This is a genomic window from Methanocalculus chunghsingensis (assembly GCF_018132105.1).
In the GTDB taxonomy this organism is placed as follows: domain Archaea; phylum Halobacteriota; class Methanomicrobia; order Methanomicrobiales; family Methanocorpusculaceae; genus Methanocalculus; species Methanocalculus chunghsingensis.
In genome coordinates this window covers 1-15,017 of record NZ_JWHL01000021.1, presented here as the reverse complement: position 1 = coordinate 15,017, position 15,017 = coordinate 1, and the positions used below count along the sequence as shown (strand labels likewise).

At 53.1% G+C, this 15,017-nt stretch carries 18 protein-coding genes; 10 read left to right on the top strand and 8 right to left on the bottom strand.

Annotated elements, in window-relative coordinates; genetic code table 11:
* The first annotated feature begins 82 nt into the window (after window positions 1–82).
* The 3 genes from RJ53_RS10530 to RJ53_RS10520 are packed head-to-tail and all read left to right on the top strand — an operon-like array spanning window position 83 to window position 1,736.
* A complete protein-coding gene (locus RJ53_RS10530) occupies window positions 83–445 on the top strand; it encodes a spore germination protein GerW family protein (protein ID WP_211531588.1) in 363 nt (120 codons plus the stop codon).
* A complete protein-coding gene (locus tag RJ53_RS10525; protein ID WP_211531587.1) occupies window positions 446–1,012 on the top strand; it encodes a DUF2953 domain-containing protein in 567 nt (188 codons plus the stop codon).
* 43 nt (window positions 1,013–1,055) lie between these two features.
* Entirely contained in the window at window positions 1,056–1,736 is a 681-nt protein-coding gene (locus RJ53_RS10520; protein ID WP_211531586.1) for a hypothetical protein, read from the top strand.
* Here the strand turns inward: RJ53_RS10520 and truA are convergent.
* The 3 genes from truA to RJ53_RS10505 all read right to left on the bottom strand — a co-directional run bounded on the left by truA (window position 1,668) and on the right by RJ53_RS10505 (window position 3,497).
* Window positions 1,668–2,549 carry a tRNA pseudouridine(38-40) synthase TruA gene (truA, locus tag RJ53_RS10515; RefSeq protein ID WP_211531585.1) on the bottom strand — a complete coding sequence of 294 codons (882 nt, stop codon included), beginning with the start codon at window positions 2,547–2,549 and terminating at the stop codon, window positions 1,668–1,670. The genes RJ53_RS10520 and truA overlap by 69 nt on opposite strands.
* The gene (locus RJ53_RS10510) at window positions 2,507–3,184 is read right to left on the bottom strand and encodes a CehA/McbA family metallohydrolase (protein WP_211531584.1); all 678 of its coding nucleotides are present in this window, start codon (window positions 3,182–3,184) and stop codon (window positions 2,507–2,509) included. Before RJ53_RS10510 ends, truA begins: the two co-directional genes overlap by 43 nt.
* 121 nt (window positions 3,185–3,305) lie before the next feature.
* The gene (locus RJ53_RS10505) at window positions 3,306–3,497 is read right to left on the bottom strand and encodes a hypothetical protein (RefSeq protein ID WP_211531583.1); all 192 of its coding nucleotides are present in this window, start codon (window positions 3,495–3,497) and stop codon (window positions 3,306–3,308) included.
* A 130-nt stretch (window positions 3,498–3,627) separates the two neighbouring features.
* On the opposite strand from RJ53_RS10505, the gene RJ53_RS10500 reads away from it, so the two are divergent.
* Both RJ53_RS10500 and RJ53_RS10495 read left to right on the top strand, forming a co-directional pair.
* The gene (locus RJ53_RS10500) at window positions 3,628–5,001 is read left to right on the top strand and encodes an MATE family efflux transporter (protein WP_211531582.1); all 1,374 of its coding nucleotides are present in this window, start codon (window positions 3,628–3,630) and stop codon (window positions 4,999–5,001) included.
* 39 nt (window positions 5,002–5,040) lie between these two features.
* Window positions 5,041–5,757, top strand: a complete 717-nt coding sequence (locus RJ53_RS10495; RefSeq protein ID WP_211531581.1) for a DNA alkylation repair protein — start codon at window positions 5,041–5,043, stop codon at window positions 5,755–5,757.
* Window positions 5,758–5,773: 16 nt separating this feature from the next.
* On the opposite strand, the gene RJ53_RS10490 is transcribed toward RJ53_RS10495, so the two are convergent.
* Together RJ53_RS10490 and RJ53_RS10485 are read right to left on the bottom strand one after the other, a co-directional pair.
* The gene (locus tag RJ53_RS10490) at window positions 5,774–6,712 is read right to left on the bottom strand and encodes a DNA adenine methylase (RefSeq protein ID WP_211531580.1); all 939 of its coding nucleotides are present in this window, start codon (window positions 6,710–6,712) and stop codon (window positions 5,774–5,776) included.
* Window positions 6,713–6,831: 119 nt separating this feature from the next.
* The gene (locus tag RJ53_RS10485) at window positions 6,832–7,089 is read right to left on the bottom strand and encodes a hypothetical protein (RefSeq protein ID WP_211531579.1); all 258 of its coding nucleotides are present in this window, start codon (window positions 7,087–7,089) and stop codon (window positions 6,832–6,834) included.
* 119 nt (window positions 7,090–7,208) lie between these two features.
* Between RJ53_RS10485 and RJ53_RS10480 the strand changes: the two genes are divergently transcribed.
* Window positions 7,209–8,855, top strand: coding sequence for a cache domain-containing protein (locus RJ53_RS10480; protein ID WP_211531578.1), 1,647 nt, complete (start codon window positions 7,209–7,211; stop codon window positions 8,853–8,855).
* A 12-nt stretch (window positions 8,856–8,867) separates the two neighbouring features.
* Here the strand turns inward: RJ53_RS10480 and RJ53_RS10475 are convergent, their stop codons facing one another.
* From RJ53_RS10475 to RJ53_RS10465, 3 genes are all read right to left on the bottom strand, one after another.
* Complete coding sequence (locus RJ53_RS10475; RefSeq protein ID WP_211531577.1) at window positions 8,868–10,058, bottom strand: M24 family metallopeptidase; 1,191 nt, start codon at window positions 10,056–10,058, stop codon at window positions 8,868–8,870.
* Between the two features lie 136 nt (window positions 10,059–10,194).
* A complete protein-coding gene (locus RJ53_RS10470; protein WP_211531576.1) occupies window positions 10,195–10,779 on the bottom strand; it encodes a hypothetical protein in 585 nt (194 codons plus the stop codon).
* A gap of 304 nt (window positions 10,780–11,083) precedes the next feature.
* Window positions 11,084–11,647: a cysteine hydrolase family protein gene (locus RJ53_RS10465; protein ID WP_211531575.1), complete on the bottom strand. Its 564-nt coding sequence runs from the start codon at window positions 11,645–11,647 to the stop codon at window positions 11,084–11,086.
* A gap of 84 nt (window positions 11,648–11,731) precedes the next feature.
* Here RJ53_RS10465 and RJ53_RS10460 point away from each other — a divergent pair, with 84 nt between their 5' ends.
* The 4 genes from RJ53_RS10460 (at window position 11,732) to RJ53_RS10445 (ending at window position 14,859) form a co-directional block, all read left to right on the top strand.
* Window positions 11,732–12,361, top strand: a complete 630-nt coding sequence (locus tag RJ53_RS10460) for a hypothetical protein (protein ID WP_211531574.1) — start codon at window positions 11,732–11,734, stop codon at window positions 12,359–12,361.
* Window positions 12,362–12,398: 37 nt separating this feature from the next.
* Window positions 12,399–13,421: a type II glyceraldehyde-3-phosphate dehydrogenase gene (locus RJ53_RS10455; protein ID WP_211531573.1), complete on the top strand. Its 1,023-nt coding sequence runs from the start codon at window positions 12,399–12,401 to the stop codon at window positions 13,419–13,421.
* Window positions 13,422–13,522: 101 nt separating this feature from the next.
* Window positions 13,523–14,020: a metallophosphoesterase gene (locus RJ53_RS10450; protein WP_211531572.1), complete on the top strand. Its 498-nt coding sequence runs from the start codon at window positions 13,523–13,525 to the stop codon at window positions 14,018–14,020.
* Between the two features lie 14 nt (window positions 14,021–14,034).
* Window positions 14,035–14,859 (top strand): DUF2115 domain-containing protein, encoded by an 825-nt coding sequence (locus RJ53_RS10445; protein ID WP_246496098.1) that lies wholly within the window; start codon window positions 14,035–14,037, stop codon window positions 14,857–14,859.
* Window positions 14,860–15,017 lie beyond the last annotated feature (158 nt).

Here is a 15,017-nt window from a genome sequence, read left to right as displayed (position 1 = left end):
GTACATATATATACATTGTTATACAGTTTTGTACATCCGACTTCAGGAGAGTTTTATATTCCCGTCCGATCCATTCCATCGCATGACAGAGAAGAATGTCTTAGAGGGTGTACTTGACCATCTTCAGACGATGATCTCATCAAACATCCTCCTTTCAGATCCGGTCGAATCAGGGAACCGATCCATCTTCACCATCTCCTCGGTCGGGTTCGGCTTTGGTGGCGGAGAAGGCAAGTCTGAGGATGGCGGAGGGGGGGCAGGTGCCGGGGCCGGCGCAGGTGTCACCCCGATTGCAGTGATGGTTATTCATAAGGACATTCCCGGTGCCGAGGGTGTTCAGATCTTCACACTCGGGAAGAAGGGGGAGGTTGCACAGGCGATCTCAACCGCCGCAGAATCCCTTCCATCGGTGATCGATGCACTGCGGAGCCCAAAGAAAGAGTAAATGGATCTCCTCCTCCCGGTTCTCATAATCAGCTGCATCGGAGGGGTGATCCTCCCCTTCCTCCTCTCATTTTGCATCACCATCCGGGGATCACTCGACCCGGAGGGCTGGTCTGCGGGGGGATCCCTCGGTCCGGTCACCATTCTTCTTCTTCCCGGGATGCTGATCGAGCTCTCCCTCTTCGGACGGAGCGTCCATAGATTTTCGTTCCCTGAGATGGTGAAAGAGGAGAAAGAGAAGGAGATTGAAGAGGCTCCTCCCGGGGAGGAGAAGGACTTTCATATCCCATCAATCCCACCAATTCCACACCTGCCGATCAGCATCGACTCGGTGGATATCAGCGGGCGGCTGGGGACAGGAGATGCCGGAGAGACCGGGAGGTTGTATGGCTGGATCCAGGGTCTCAGAGGGGCACTATCGTGGACGAGGGTTCATATATCCGTCATCCCCGACTTTATCCACCCCGACTGGTCGATCAGGATCAGCACCCGGCTCCGTATCAGATCGATCTTCCATCTTCTCCTCTCAATCGCTCCAATCGCAATTTTCATGGTGAGAGAGCAGTAGAGATTATATAATATGATTGCATCTTTCCAATACGTGATAGTGTATGACAGACGATGAGAAGAAGGAGCAGGAGATTACCCCGGACCCCCTGCAGACGTATAAGGAGGAAACTCCTGACGAAGTGGCTCATGAGGAAGTGACTCATGAGGAGAAGACTCATGAAGTAGAGACTCATGAGATAGAGACCCCCCCGCCTCAGCCCGTTCATGAAAAGGAGACGATCCATGAGATCAGGTATGTGGAGCCGCCTGAGGAGAAGAAGAACGGAAAGCTGAAGATCATCGCTGTCATCGTTCTGATCATCCTCCTCCTGGTTGTTGCGGCATTTGCCACCCTGAACGTAAGCATCTACGCACCGGTTTCAGGAGCAACGTACCCCTATACAACCACCTATAACGTCTGGTTCCCGCTTGGAAAGACGGTTGAAGTTGGAGGGATGAATATGGTCGCCCTCTCAACGGCCGATGAGATGCTCATCTCTGTCGATGGGGTCACCGAAAAGATAGATGTTGGAGAAAATAAACTGATCTCAGAGAAGAGGGCGGTCGTCAGGACCCTTGGCCAGACGGTGGTTGATACCAACTTCCAGATATATCTCAATTACCGGGGACTCACGGATCAGAGGACAGCCAACTTCTTCCTGTCTATGAGGACCTCACAACAGGTGCCGGAACCGATTCTGAAACTCCTCATTCCGAGGGATATCCAGGCGGTTCCCGCCTAACCATTCCATCATTTTTCTCCCGACCAGGTGTGATCGTTCCTCTTCTCCAAGCCAGATTCCCGCCTTCCCTGATCGCTCCATGGGATGATAGGTAAGGCTGCAATCAACATCCCAGAGGATCAGCGGATCAGCCGGTGCAGCCGGGATCCGATCTCCCGGTTCCCTGAGTATCTCTGCAATCCGATCCGGGGTGATCAGCCCGGACCCGGCAGCCATAAGGAGGGTTGCCATCCCCCGGACCATATTCCAGAGGAAACTCTCCCCGACAACCTCGAAGATGATCAGATCATCCTCAACTCCTATTTCTGCACTGATGATCCGCCTCATGGGATCACGTCCATCCACCACACGGGCGATCCGGGAGAAGTCGTGCATGCCGATGAAGTGGCGTACGGCAGCCTCCATCATCTCTGGTTCCAGACCCGCCAGGGGAAAGATATAACGATATGTCCGGGTCTCTGCAGCATAGCGGGGGTTGAAGCCGGGAGGGACAGCGGCCCACCCGGTGCACCAGCAGTCGGGAGGGAGCATCCGGTTGAGGGTCGTGATGGCACGATCAGGATGTGGTGTTCCGAATGCGATCACCTGGCCTTGTGCAGAGACACCGGCATCGGTCCGTCCCGCTGATATGAAGGCGGCAGATCGAAAATCCGAGAAGAGTCCAAGCCGGATGCATGCATCGATGATGACCCCTTCGACGGTACGGACGTCCGGCTGCTGCTGGGATCCGGCAAACCGCCCACCTGCATAGGCGACCCGAAACGCAATCCTTACAGTTTGAGATTCGGTATCCGGCGTTTCAACCGCCCCCATGTACTCCGGAGAGACTGGCGGGTATAGGTCCGGAGGGGTGTCATTCTGCAGGATGCGATCGTCTTTCCCTCACGAATGGCTGTCAGGATCGCATCAATCGACGGCTCGGCATCGATGATCGTTGTACCATAGCCAACATACCGCCAGTGATGGGCATCGCTCCCCCCGATGCAGGGCTTCCCGTATCTCCGGGCCATCATCGCCGCCTTCCGGTTGGCTGCACCGACAATATACCGGGAGTTGAACGCCTCAACTGCATCCACAAGGAGAATAGCCTCTTTCAGTTTCAGGCCGACACCATGCCGCCACATATGAAATGGATGGGGAAGAATGGTCACCCCACCCATTGAATGTGCTATCTCGATCGTCTCTCTGACGCCGAGTCCGGGGGGGATCACCTCTCTTACTCCGAGTACGAGGAGATGGCCCTGCTTCGTCGATACCTCGATACCAGGGATGATGATGATCGAGGTTGGAACCGTCATTGCATACAGAGCACCGGTGACGGTATCATGATCTGTGATAGCGATGACATCAAGGCCGGTCTCTTCCGCTCTCCTGACGACCTCTTCGACACTGCTTTCACCGTCACGTGAGTGATTGGTATGAATATGGAGATCACACCGGAGCGTCATTACTATGATATATTCTGCCGGAGAGGTGAATAAACCATAGGATAGGGGGAGAAAAGTACAAAACAGAATCTTCTGATAAATGCGGTAGCTATGCACCCCCGGTATGGAGAGCAATAAAGACCTACACCTGTCTTCTTCGTGGAGAGGTGGCAGACGGGATCTGTATCAGGATGTCTCCAAGGATATAACATCCGACTGCAGCAAGAAGGAGGGCCGGAAGCGGAAGATTCAGAATATAGCCGATCAATACGGCTACGAGCGAGATTGCCAGGATCGTCATGAAGCGAAAGCCCTCTTTGGGCTGTCTATCCATAGGTTTTCTACACAGGCAGGTATCATAAAGGTTTCTATAGCTGGTATTCAGCGAGTATGTCGCCATTCTTTTACCTCTTTGGAACATAGAATGCTTCTGAAAAGAATTATTTTTCTCAGCCGATGATACTATGCAGACCAACAATTCAGGAAAGCACAGAGGGGTTGCCATCCTCACCGGAGATCCGAAACAGGCGATCATGCGCCTCTCGATCCCGGTCATCATCGCAATGCTCCTTCAGTCAGTCTATAACCTCGTTGATGCCATCTGGGTTGCCGGGCTTGGCGACGATGCCCTCGCCGCAGTCGGGTTTGTCACCCCGCTCTTCCTCATCCTGGTCGGGCTTGGAACAGGACTTGGAGCCGGAGTCAGCTCAGCGATATCGCGGCGGATCGGGGCCGGGGATCGGAGAGGGGCAGACTATGCCGCTGTGCAGGGTATCGGAATCATCATCCTCATATCAGCTATCATTACTCCGATCCTCGTCCTCTTTGCAGAACCGCTCGCCGTCGCAATAGGAGCAGGTGATGCGGCAGAGCTGACCGCGACCTATGCACAAATCGTCTTTTTGGGGACACCCCTCCTCCTCTTCTGCTCGGTCGCCTATGCCATCTTCAATGCCGAGGGATCGACGAGGAAGACGATGTACGCGATGGGGGCATCAGCGGTCCTCAACTGTGTCCTCGATCCGATTCTGATCTACCCGATGGGCTTTGGGGTCGCTGGAGCGGCGATGGCGACGGTCATCTCGATCCTCGTTGTAACGGTGCTCATCTGCTACTGGCTCTTCATAGATAGGTCAACGTATGTGACGCTCCGGCGATCAGATCTCCATCCGGAGAAGAAGACAATAACGGATATCGTGAAGGTCGGGATTCCTGCGAGCCTCCAGTTTGTGATGATGTCCGCCGTGGCAGTCCTCATCAACGCCCTCCTTCTCCGGACGGCAGGGACATCCGGGGTTGCGGTCTATACTGCCGGATGGCGGGTCGTCCTCTTCTCGATCATCCCGCTCATCGGGATCAGCACCGCCCTCATCTCCATCTCCGGAGCGGCATACGGGGCTCGTGACAACCAGCGGCTCAGGATTATCCATCGGATCGCTCTTCAGTACGGGCTTCTCATCTCCCTCTTCCTAACAGCAGCAACCTGGATTCTCGCACCCGCCCTTGCAGCCATATTCACCTACTCTCCGGAGAGTGCCCATATGGCACCAGGGATCACCGCCTTCCTCAGAACCATCTGCTGGTTCTTCCCATTTGTACCAGCAGGGATGTTCTCCTCAGCCGTCTTCCAGGGAACTGGAAAGGGCCTCTCCGCACTTATCCTTGAGTTCTGCAGGAATATCCTCTTCATCACGGTCTTCATCCAGGTACTGGGGATCACATTTGGGTTTGGTGAGACCGGGATCTGGTGGGGTGTCGTTGCAGGGAACTGCTGTGGAGGGGTACTTGGTTTCCTCTGGACACGGCGCTATATCAGAGGGCTGATCCGGTATGGATAATACCGGATCCTCCGTATCAAAGAGAGGTGAGCATGTGCCATGGAGAGAGTCATAGAGGAGATCCGGATCATTCTGCAGAAAAAGGGAGATCCAGAGCTTGCGGAGAGCGGGAAGCGGTTCTTTAAGGAGGAGGTGACCTCCTACGGCTTCAGGACCGCTGAGGTCACAAAGATAGCAAAAGAGTTCTGGAAGAAGATTGCAGAGAGAGAAAAAGAGGAGATATTCCACCTCTCCGAAGAGCTCTTCAGCTCAGGGTATCTCGAAGAGGCATTCATCGCCTGTACGTGGCTTCCGATGCTCAAAGGCCGGTTCGAGCCTGCCGACATGGAGATCTTCGAGGACTGGATCGGGAGATACATTACAAACTGGGCAACCTGTGATACCTTCTGCACCCATACGGTGGGAGATCTCCTGATGCAGTATCCTGACTGCACAGAGTATCTTCTTCGCTGGACCGGGTCAGGGAACCGTTGGTTCAGACGGGCAGCGGCGGTCTCCCTCATTGTTCCGGCAAGGAAGGGTGATTTTCTCCCCGAGGTCTTTGCAATCGCAGATCGCCTCCTCACCGATGAGGATGATCTCGTCCGGAAAGGGTACGGATGGCTCCTGAAAGAGGCAAGCCGGATGCATCGCGAAGAGGTCTTTGCGTATGTCCAGGAGAAGAAGCCGGTGATGCCGAGGACGGCACTGCGGTATGCGATCGAGCTGATGCCGGCTGAGATGCGGGCAGAAGCGATGATGAAGGATTGGACATGATGCGATGCGCTCTATTTCAGTAATTCCTGACAATGATCTCATGAATCTTCCCCCTCCGGGTTGCATCGGAGTTGATGATCCGTGATGCCAGGACACGCTCAATGGTGAAGCCTTCATAGAGATCATCGAAGAAGCTATCATCGGGATCATGGTGTGTTGGATCCGAGTTGCTCAGCATACAGAAGGCACCCTTTGCATCACATTCCCGGAAAAACTCTGCCAGGCTGATCTGGTCCTTATCCGAGAATCCGTCCTTTGCATAGCCTGTGAAGAGTGAGCTTGCATTAAGAGGGCGGTAGGGGGGATCGAAATAGACGAAGGAGCCCTCTGTGATATCTGCTCCGGATGCTGTAAAATCACCATGATGGAGGGTCGCCTTCCTGAGGAGTGCAGCATCGGCGCGAAGGATCCCTTCCGAGAGGATTGCCGGGTTTTTGTACTTCCCGAAAGGTACATCAAACTCTCCCCTGCTGTTTACCCGGAAGAGGCCATTGAAACAGGTTCGGTTGAGGAAGATGAGATCAGCAGCCCGTTCAATCCAATCTACTGAATAGGTCTGATAATCAATCCTTGGCTTCGATGCATTGAACCTGGATCGAACCTGATAGAAGAGTTCCGGCCTTTCGTCCTCATCGGAGGAGGAATAAGCGGAGGCTCGTTCCTGAAGCTCCTGAATGAGAACCTCGACATCCTGTTGAAGAACGGTATAGAGGAGGATCAGTTCCTCGTTGATATCAAAGAGATGGCATTGCAGAGACGGATACCGATGGGCAAGATGGAAGTAGAAGGCACCACCCCCGACGAAAGGCTCTATAAACCTTCCAATTCTTCCTTCAGGAAGACCAGCCGGGAGGCGCTGGCAAAATTCAGGGATCAGTTTTCCTTTCCCACCTGCCCATTTCAGAAGAGGGCGGGGAGAGACCGCCTCTTCATCCGGAGATCCATCATCACGCATCTCTTACTGGTTGATGGAGAAGAGATATCACTATCACCTGATACCGATCGATATCTCTCAGAAGAGAATATTTCTCGCATACCCTGATATGTCAGGGAAGCTGGATCGAAGAGGATAACTCAGAACCGGTCAAGCTCACTCTCAGGCATTTTCCCCTTCATCTTCTTCCGAAGAGGGATATCGTAAAGATCTGCTGTATCCATCTCACGAAAGCGGGATGATCCCTTCTTCTTCTGCACCTTCTCGTCACGAAGGTTCTTTCTCTTATGCCTATCCGGGTTCTTGACGGCCAGATATTCGGATATATCATCAAGACCGCCAAGATACTCCTCCTGATACAGGATATCCCGTGAATTTCGCGTATTCTGTCGCGGCATTTATCTCACGTTTTCATAAACTCGTTGTCGCATGAAAATCATAAATTTTTCCCTCAGGGCATCGGTTTTGGAGGGGATATTCCATATCCCTTTTTACGTATGCCAGCGTTATCTCTCCTATGAGATGCTGGAATGCCGTCTTCTTCGCCCTTCTTCTCCTCACACTCTGTAGTGCCGGATGTCTCGCCGGAACGGAGAGTGATGATGAGATGGAAGAGATTCTGATCGAATCGATCGACCTGATCGAGAGAGAGCTCATCGCCATAACCGAAATAACAGAAGATAATGCCGATCTCCTTTCGGATAAGGGGCTCGACTCTCCGGATGCCCTGTCGGTCATGGCAGACCGTCTCCGGACGATCCCCTATGCACACTCGTCACTTGTCATCGGGGCGGACGGGGTTGTCATCAGCGCCGTTCCCGAGGCATATGCCGGAATCATAGGGATGGATCTCTCCCATCAGCCCGCCGTCCAGCGAGCCAATAGCGAGCGGGTGCCGATCGTCTCGGATCTCTTCTGGCTTGTCGAAGGATTCTACGGAATCTCTCAGAGCAGCCCGATCACTGGAGCCGGTGGTGAGTACCTGGGATATACCGATATCACGTATGAACCGCAGATCCTGATCCGCCGGGGTATCACCCCTCTCCTTGGGGAGAAAGCATACGATCTCTGGGTCACCGATACCGATGGGACGATCCTCTACGATACCACCGCCGAGGAGATCGGGAGGAATCTCTTCACAGATCCGGCGTATCAGAGCGGAAATCTTCAGGAGGTCTTTTTGGAGATTGTCTCATCAGAGAGCGGGAGGACTGAATATACCTTCTGGAACCGGCACTGGGATCAGCAGGTCAGAAAAGAGGCGATCTGGGGAACCGCAGGAGTCTATGGTGCCGAATGGAGGGTGGTAGTCACCCGGAGTACCGGGGAAGAGCCACTCCGTTCATCCGGGGATCTGCGTCTGATTCCGGAGGCTGATGATATTGATGCGATGAAGGGATTTGTGGATGAAGCAGCAGAGTATGCCCGAAAGCATGGAAGAGAAGAATCAGTTGCCGCCTTCAATGACCCGGACGGGCCGTTTGTTGATGGGGAGCTCTATATTTTTGCCTATGCGATGGATGGTACAACACTCGCTCTCCCCTTCCAGCAGGGACTCATCGGGGAGAACCGGATGGCTGTCACCGACAGGCACGGTGTCCGGTATATTCATGATATCATCGGGATGGCAGAGAGGGGAGGAGGGAGCCTCTACTATATCTATCCAAATCCCGAAAAAGAGTTTAGAGACGAACTGAAGATCTCGTACGTTACCCCTGTCGATGAGACCTGGCTTCTTGGATCAGGGGTCTATCTCCCAGAAAGAGCAGGAGCATTCGACCAGGATGAGATCGATGCCCTTACCAGCCGTGTCCACGAGGCACGGGATGTTGCGATCAACTCTGGAAAAGAGGAGGCTCTCGCCGCATTCAACGATCCCAAGAGTGATTATGCAGCCGGAGAAGCGTACATCTTCGCCTATGGAATGGACGGCACAACACTCGCTCTCCCCTTCCAGCCAGAGATGATCGGATCAGATCGGGGCAGTTTCAGGGATCGGCTCGACGTTCCAGTCCTCCTCTGGGAGATAGATGTTGCACGAAGTGGTGGCGGGTTCGTCTATGTCACCTACGAGAGCCCGGTGACGGGAGAAGAGGGACTGAAACTCTGTTATGTCACACCCGTCGATGATGCATGGTTTGTTGGATCAGGAATATATGCATAGTATCTGGTGGGATCAGAATCCCACCTCGATGAGCCCTTCCGAGGATCCGGTGATCGACTCACCGCCACCCTGCCCAACGAGATAGGTATTCTCTGTTCCGACCATTCCGACACCGGCAACACCGATCTTCGGCTCTATGGCGATCGCCATCCCGGAGATGAGCGGCTCATCAAACCCTTCTGCAATGACCGGGTACTCATCCACCTGGAGTCCAACCCCGTGACCGAGGAAGTGGGCACGCCGGTTTTCGTATCCCATGAAATTCCGGCTATATTCCGGCGGGATTGAATCAATGATCTGCCGGTAGATAGCAGACGGGATCACACCGGGACGAAGGAGAGAGGCCATCTCCTTCTCAAGCGAACGGCAGAAATGATGGGATCTGATCGCCTCATCCGGGAGGGGAGCACCAAACTGATAGACGACGGTTTTGTCGGTATGGTAGCCCTCATATCCGCATCCGACATCGAGGAAGACGAGATCACCCTTCTCCAGGAGCCGGTTCCGTGATCCCAGGAGCGGAACAGCAGGAGAGAGACCGACCGAGCTTCCGGGACCGTTAAAGTAGCTGGGAGCAATCGAATGAGTACCAAATGCGATCTGCCCAAGGACGATCTCGGTCTCAAACATCCCGAACCTGACGATCCCCTGATGCCCCTCCTCGATGAGAATGGTATGTAGTTCACACCCAAGCTCAGCCTCACTCATCCCCATCCTGAGAATCTCCGGGACACGATCCTCCAGGACGCGGGCATGGATGGCACCGGCCCGTCTCATGAGATCGATCTCGTAGGGGCTCTTCTCTGCCCGGACCGCGGCAATCTCCCTGTCAAGAGGGAGGAACCGCTGTACCGGGAAGTACTTCCTCAGCCTCTCCAGAAGGGCAACCGTAACGATCCCTGTCTCAATATGACAGGTCGATGGAAACGATCCCATACCCTCTGCCGCGTCGCGGAAGCTTCGCATCGGCCGGATATCAGGGAAGCTTGAATCGATCAGTGCCCTCTCATAGCTCCTCCTGACCCAGTAGACGGGGTCGCCGTCCCTTGGGATGAAGAGCATCCCGTCCTGCATCGTCCCGCAGAAGTAGTACTGATTGATCTTTCCGGTGATGGCAGCCATCTCCCATCCCGGATCTGCTGTATCCATCCGTTCCCTGAACCGGGAGATTCGGCCTGCCAGTTCGGACTCCGGGACATTCATATACAGAGTTATTCTGAGAAGTATTTGATACTCACGAAAAAAAACGCTCATGATGCCAGCAAGGGCTACAGGCATTCAAGATGAAAATGATGGATCTTCCCATGCATTTTCATCTAAAAGATGAAAAAGTGATCAATCACGCTAACCGGGCAATACCGTTATAATCGATCAAATTGACAAAGGTATCCAGATCAGACTTTGTTCCACCATCAATCGAGACAGAGACCATAAAGCGATCATCTATTCCAATCCATTTTACATATGAATCAGGCTTTGAGTAGGTCTCCCATGCAGGATAACCAGCCACTGTACTTGATCGGAAATAGCCATCTGACGTTTCAATGCTGGTGAAGGAATCCCACATCTCCCATCCACCGACCTGATAATATGCAGAGTCCTGAATAATGACCAGAGCATTCACATTCTCATCAGAGGCCTTTTTGTACTCAATGGTTGCAGTACTCCAGGATCCATCCTGTGTTGCCATGGTACCACCGAATGGTTCTTCCGCTGTCCATCCTGCAGGTGCATTGGGAAGGAACGCAATCAATGTACTGTAGTCTACAGCTTTAACGGAAGCTGCGCTTGTTGGGGTCGGTGAACCATCTGATCTATCAGCTGGCGATTGTTCTATCGCGTCATCCTGAGCAGGTGAGGAACAGCCCGCTACCAGACAAATCCCAATAATTAACAAACCAATCCACAATCCAAAGGGTTTCATACATCATCTCCTTCTAATTATTTAAAATCATATTTATAGTATAAATACGTTTTTGTATCACCTCAAATCAATTACAAAAATGGCCATCCACAATTAAAAAAATTATTGAATGGCCGATCCATCAAACACTTTATTTGATATATTTTGAGACCACAGGCCTTTTATCCTTTATATGAAGAGGAGCATATACCCCCAGGATCGCTCTGTAACAGTCACCCATTGTATCCTGGTTATAAAAATTTCCGTCTGTGACTCTCTCATTTCTCTGAGAGAAGTACCCGCTGAAGCCTGCCTGTCAAGGGAATCAGATCATCACGCTGCAGTCCCCGGTCGTGAGGATACGGACACCTATTGCCGCCATATCCCTGATATTTGCCAGGTGGATCTCCTCGTTTGCCGCCGCAGTCGCATCGGAGACGAGATACGTCTCATATCCAAATGCCATCGCATCAAAGACCGTCGTCCTGATACAGTTTGGTGTCTGGATACCAACCACGATGATCGTCTTCACCCCAAGCGATCTGAGGAGGAGATCGAGATCGGTCCCAAAGAACCCGCTCATTCGTGTCTTTGAGAGGATATGCTCGCCGGGAAGAGGTCTCAGCAGATCGATCACCTCCGCTCCTTTTGTCCCTGCTACTGCAAAGGGTGTTTTTGTAAAGAGGTCCCGTCTGAAGTACTCAACATCAGCACCACCTGGCCGGTGTACCCGGAGGAGATGGATCACCGGAAGGTTCATTTCCCGAAACCGGTTGAGAATTGTGGTGATCGGTCCGATGATCCCGTCTGCACCGGCAACCCGGAGGGGGGCACCCGGACCGACGAAATCATTCTGCATATCGATGATGAGAAGGGCAGTATTCTCCATACCAGTCTGATCAGGCGAGATCGGGAGATATCAGTTTCGGCATAATTATTACCCCGTGAGGAGAAGTAGCAGAAGCGGAGATCAATGACGATCGAAAGTGATGATGAAGGAAAGGAGATTCGGAGGGAGATCGCCACATCCCTCTGTGGATCATCGATCATCGACTTCTCCTATGAGTATGACTTCACCCAGACCCGTGGTGTCCGGCTCTGGTTCGATATGATCCGGCTCAGGACCCCGGCAGGGATTCCAATCACCCTGGATGGGGGGGGCATCTGTATCGAGGATCAGGATCCACTCGGTGAACGAGGTATTAATCTCTCGATCAGGGGGAATGCGTACAGCCCCGGGCCCGAGGTTCCAATCGCAAAAATTGAGGATGTAATCCGGCGCGATCTCGTCACCCTCTTTGACGGTGCAGAGATCATCTCAATCGATGGTCTTGGATTTGGAGATGATCCTGTGTATGAGAGGGACGGAGCATCCTTCTATCCCCTGAAGACGGAGACGATCACGTTTCGAAACCATGATGGATTTTCGTTCCTCTTCCGGCCAGAGGGATTCTGCCGGAGAAATCCGACTCATCGGACGAAGGTCTGGATCGCCCTTGACGCTTATCTGATGGTCGATTTTGAGGGTGCATGCGCATTCGTCTCAGGTGCATTCTTCTCTGAGTTCCAAAAGAGAAGCATCCCTGATCAGGAAGATAGATAGAGGGGTTTTATTATCACTCACCCAATAATGGTTGACTATGATCAGAGTTGCCATTAACGGGTATGGAACCATCGGGAAGCGTGTCGCCGATGCAGTAACCTGCCAGCCGGATATGGAGATCGTCGGTGTCTCCAAGACGAAACCATCTGCAGAAGCATATGTCGCAGCTTCACGCGGCTTCCCCCTGTATATCGCCGATATAACAAAGAGAGATGTCTTTGAGAAGGCAGGTATTGCGGTTGCGGGATCTGTTGAGGAGATGCTCGCAGAGTGTGATATCGTCATCGATGCAACTCCCGGCGGTATGGGAGCCAGGAACCGGGCACTCTATGAGAAGGCCGGCGTCAAGGCCATCTTCCAGGGTGGAGAGGATCACGAAGTTGCGGGAATCTCATTCTCATCATCCTGTAACTATACAGAAGCGCTCGGCAAAGATGCTGTGCGGGTCGTCTCCTGCAACACCACCGGGCTCTGCCGTATCATCAAACTTGTCGATGACGAGTATGGAGTCAGGAAGGTGAGGGCGACGATGATCCGGCGTGGAGGCGACCCCGGAGATATCAAGCGTGGCCCGATTGACGCAATCGTCCTCAATCCGGTGACGATCCCTTCCCACCACGGCCCCGATGTCAAATCGGTCCTCCCGGAGATTAATATCGTTACAACCGCCGTCATCGTCCCGACGACGATGATGCATATGCATGTCGTCCAGATGGATCTGAAGAAGCCGGGAGATCGCGACCGGATCATCGAACTGATTACAGCGCACCCAAGGATCGGGCTTGTCAGGCCCGCAACCGGGATCACCTCAACCGCCGAGCTGAAGGAGTTTATGAACGATCTCGGGAGGCCGCGATCGGATCTCTGGGAGAACGGGGTCTTTGAGGGATCACTATCGGTTGATGGTGATGATCTCTGCCTTTTCCAGGCGATACACCAGGAGGCGGATGTCGTCGTCGAGACGATCGACTGTATCAGGGCGATGATGGGTACCATCAGCGATCCGCGGGAATCGATTGCACTGACGAACTATTCACTCGGGTTCACCCCGATCGGATAGGCGTAAAGGTCCCGCTCATCCCTTTTTTGATCAGAGCCTTGAGAGAAGATCCCTCCTGAAGAGATATCGATATCTTTCGTCAGGAACAGAGATATCAGGAGATGAAGATCGGGATCATCTCAGATACACATGATACACGACCGGCTATCCATGAAGCGATACGCCTCTTCTCCTCTCTGGAAATTGATCATCTGCTTCATGCCGGGGATATCACCTCTCCCGAGTCGCTTCACCTCTTCTCAGCCCTCCCCTGCCCGGTGACAGCGGTCCTTGGAAACTGTGACAGGGATCGATCCGGACTTGGAGAGGTCGCCCGGAGAGCCGGAAATATCAGCATTCCAGGGCGATCTGCCGATCTCACGATAGATGGTACGAGGATCGGAATGATGCATGGGGATGACCCTCTCTCGCTGATCGCAGCAGCAGAAGCAGGCTGTTTTGATATCATTATCACAGGGCATACCCATCGGGCGTCGATCCGGAGATCCGGCGATACTCTCTTGATCAATCCTGGGGAAGCCTCTGGAGAACGGTATGGCGAGGCGACGGTGGCACTCCTTGATACGGAGAGGAATGATGTTGAGATTATTATCCTCTGAGGACCTCATCAGAGATGAAATCAGACGGAGAGCGGGCAGATGAAAGATCACGGGGGAGCATCAGTATCCGAAGGCTGTTACGATGGGTTCTACAGGATATCATCGGCCGAGAGGAGATAAGAAGAGACGATGAGAGGGAGGAGGTTGTGGCACACCTCATCGACACCTTTGCCGAACCTGCTTCTCCGGATGGATATGCCGGTTCCCCGATCATCAAAGAGATGGTCAAAGCCTGCAGGAGGATGGAAGAGGCAGGTACGCAATCGAGGCTTGCGGAAATTCTTGCTGATGAGGCCGGGAGGTTCGACCTCCATGATCTCGAGAGGATGTATGCGGGATTTGTGGATAAAACCCGGAATCTCCCTGAGAATTACCGGGATCTCCTTCTCCCCAAAATAAAGGAGCAGATCTTTACTGCGCATCATCGCCTCCTCCTCCTCGCCCGGAGTGGCGATGGGGATGAGCTGGCAGGTACCCTCTCACCCGACAGTTCCGCCTACTTCAGAATGGTCGCTTCCGCTGTCATTGAAAAGGCAAGGACGAAAGATCCTTCTTTCCTGTACCTCAAATACCTCCTCGCCGGATTCACCATCTTTATCCTGGGAGAGCCTGCTCATCCGGTCGGAACACCATTTCCGGGTGGCCAGATCGTTGATAAGTGGGAAGGGATTTATCTCTGCCCTGCCCGCGATTATGCCGAGGGGGTCCGTTTTGCCCTCTGCCCTTTCTGCCCGGCGGTACAGGCAACAGAACCGACCTATCCTGAGATGAGAAGAGAGCGTAAGCGACGAAGAAAACATGAGTCACTGAACAATTACTGGACAAACTACAAAGGATAGTCTCTGGCGTCAAGGGAAAATGGAAAGGTGCAACATCCGGGATGCTTATCTCACCGGAATTGAATCCCGATCAGGGTGAGTCATGGCGTATACGAAGAAATCATCCATGAGAAAAGGTACTGCATCCGCTCTTGTGTGATAATCATAAGAATAAACGG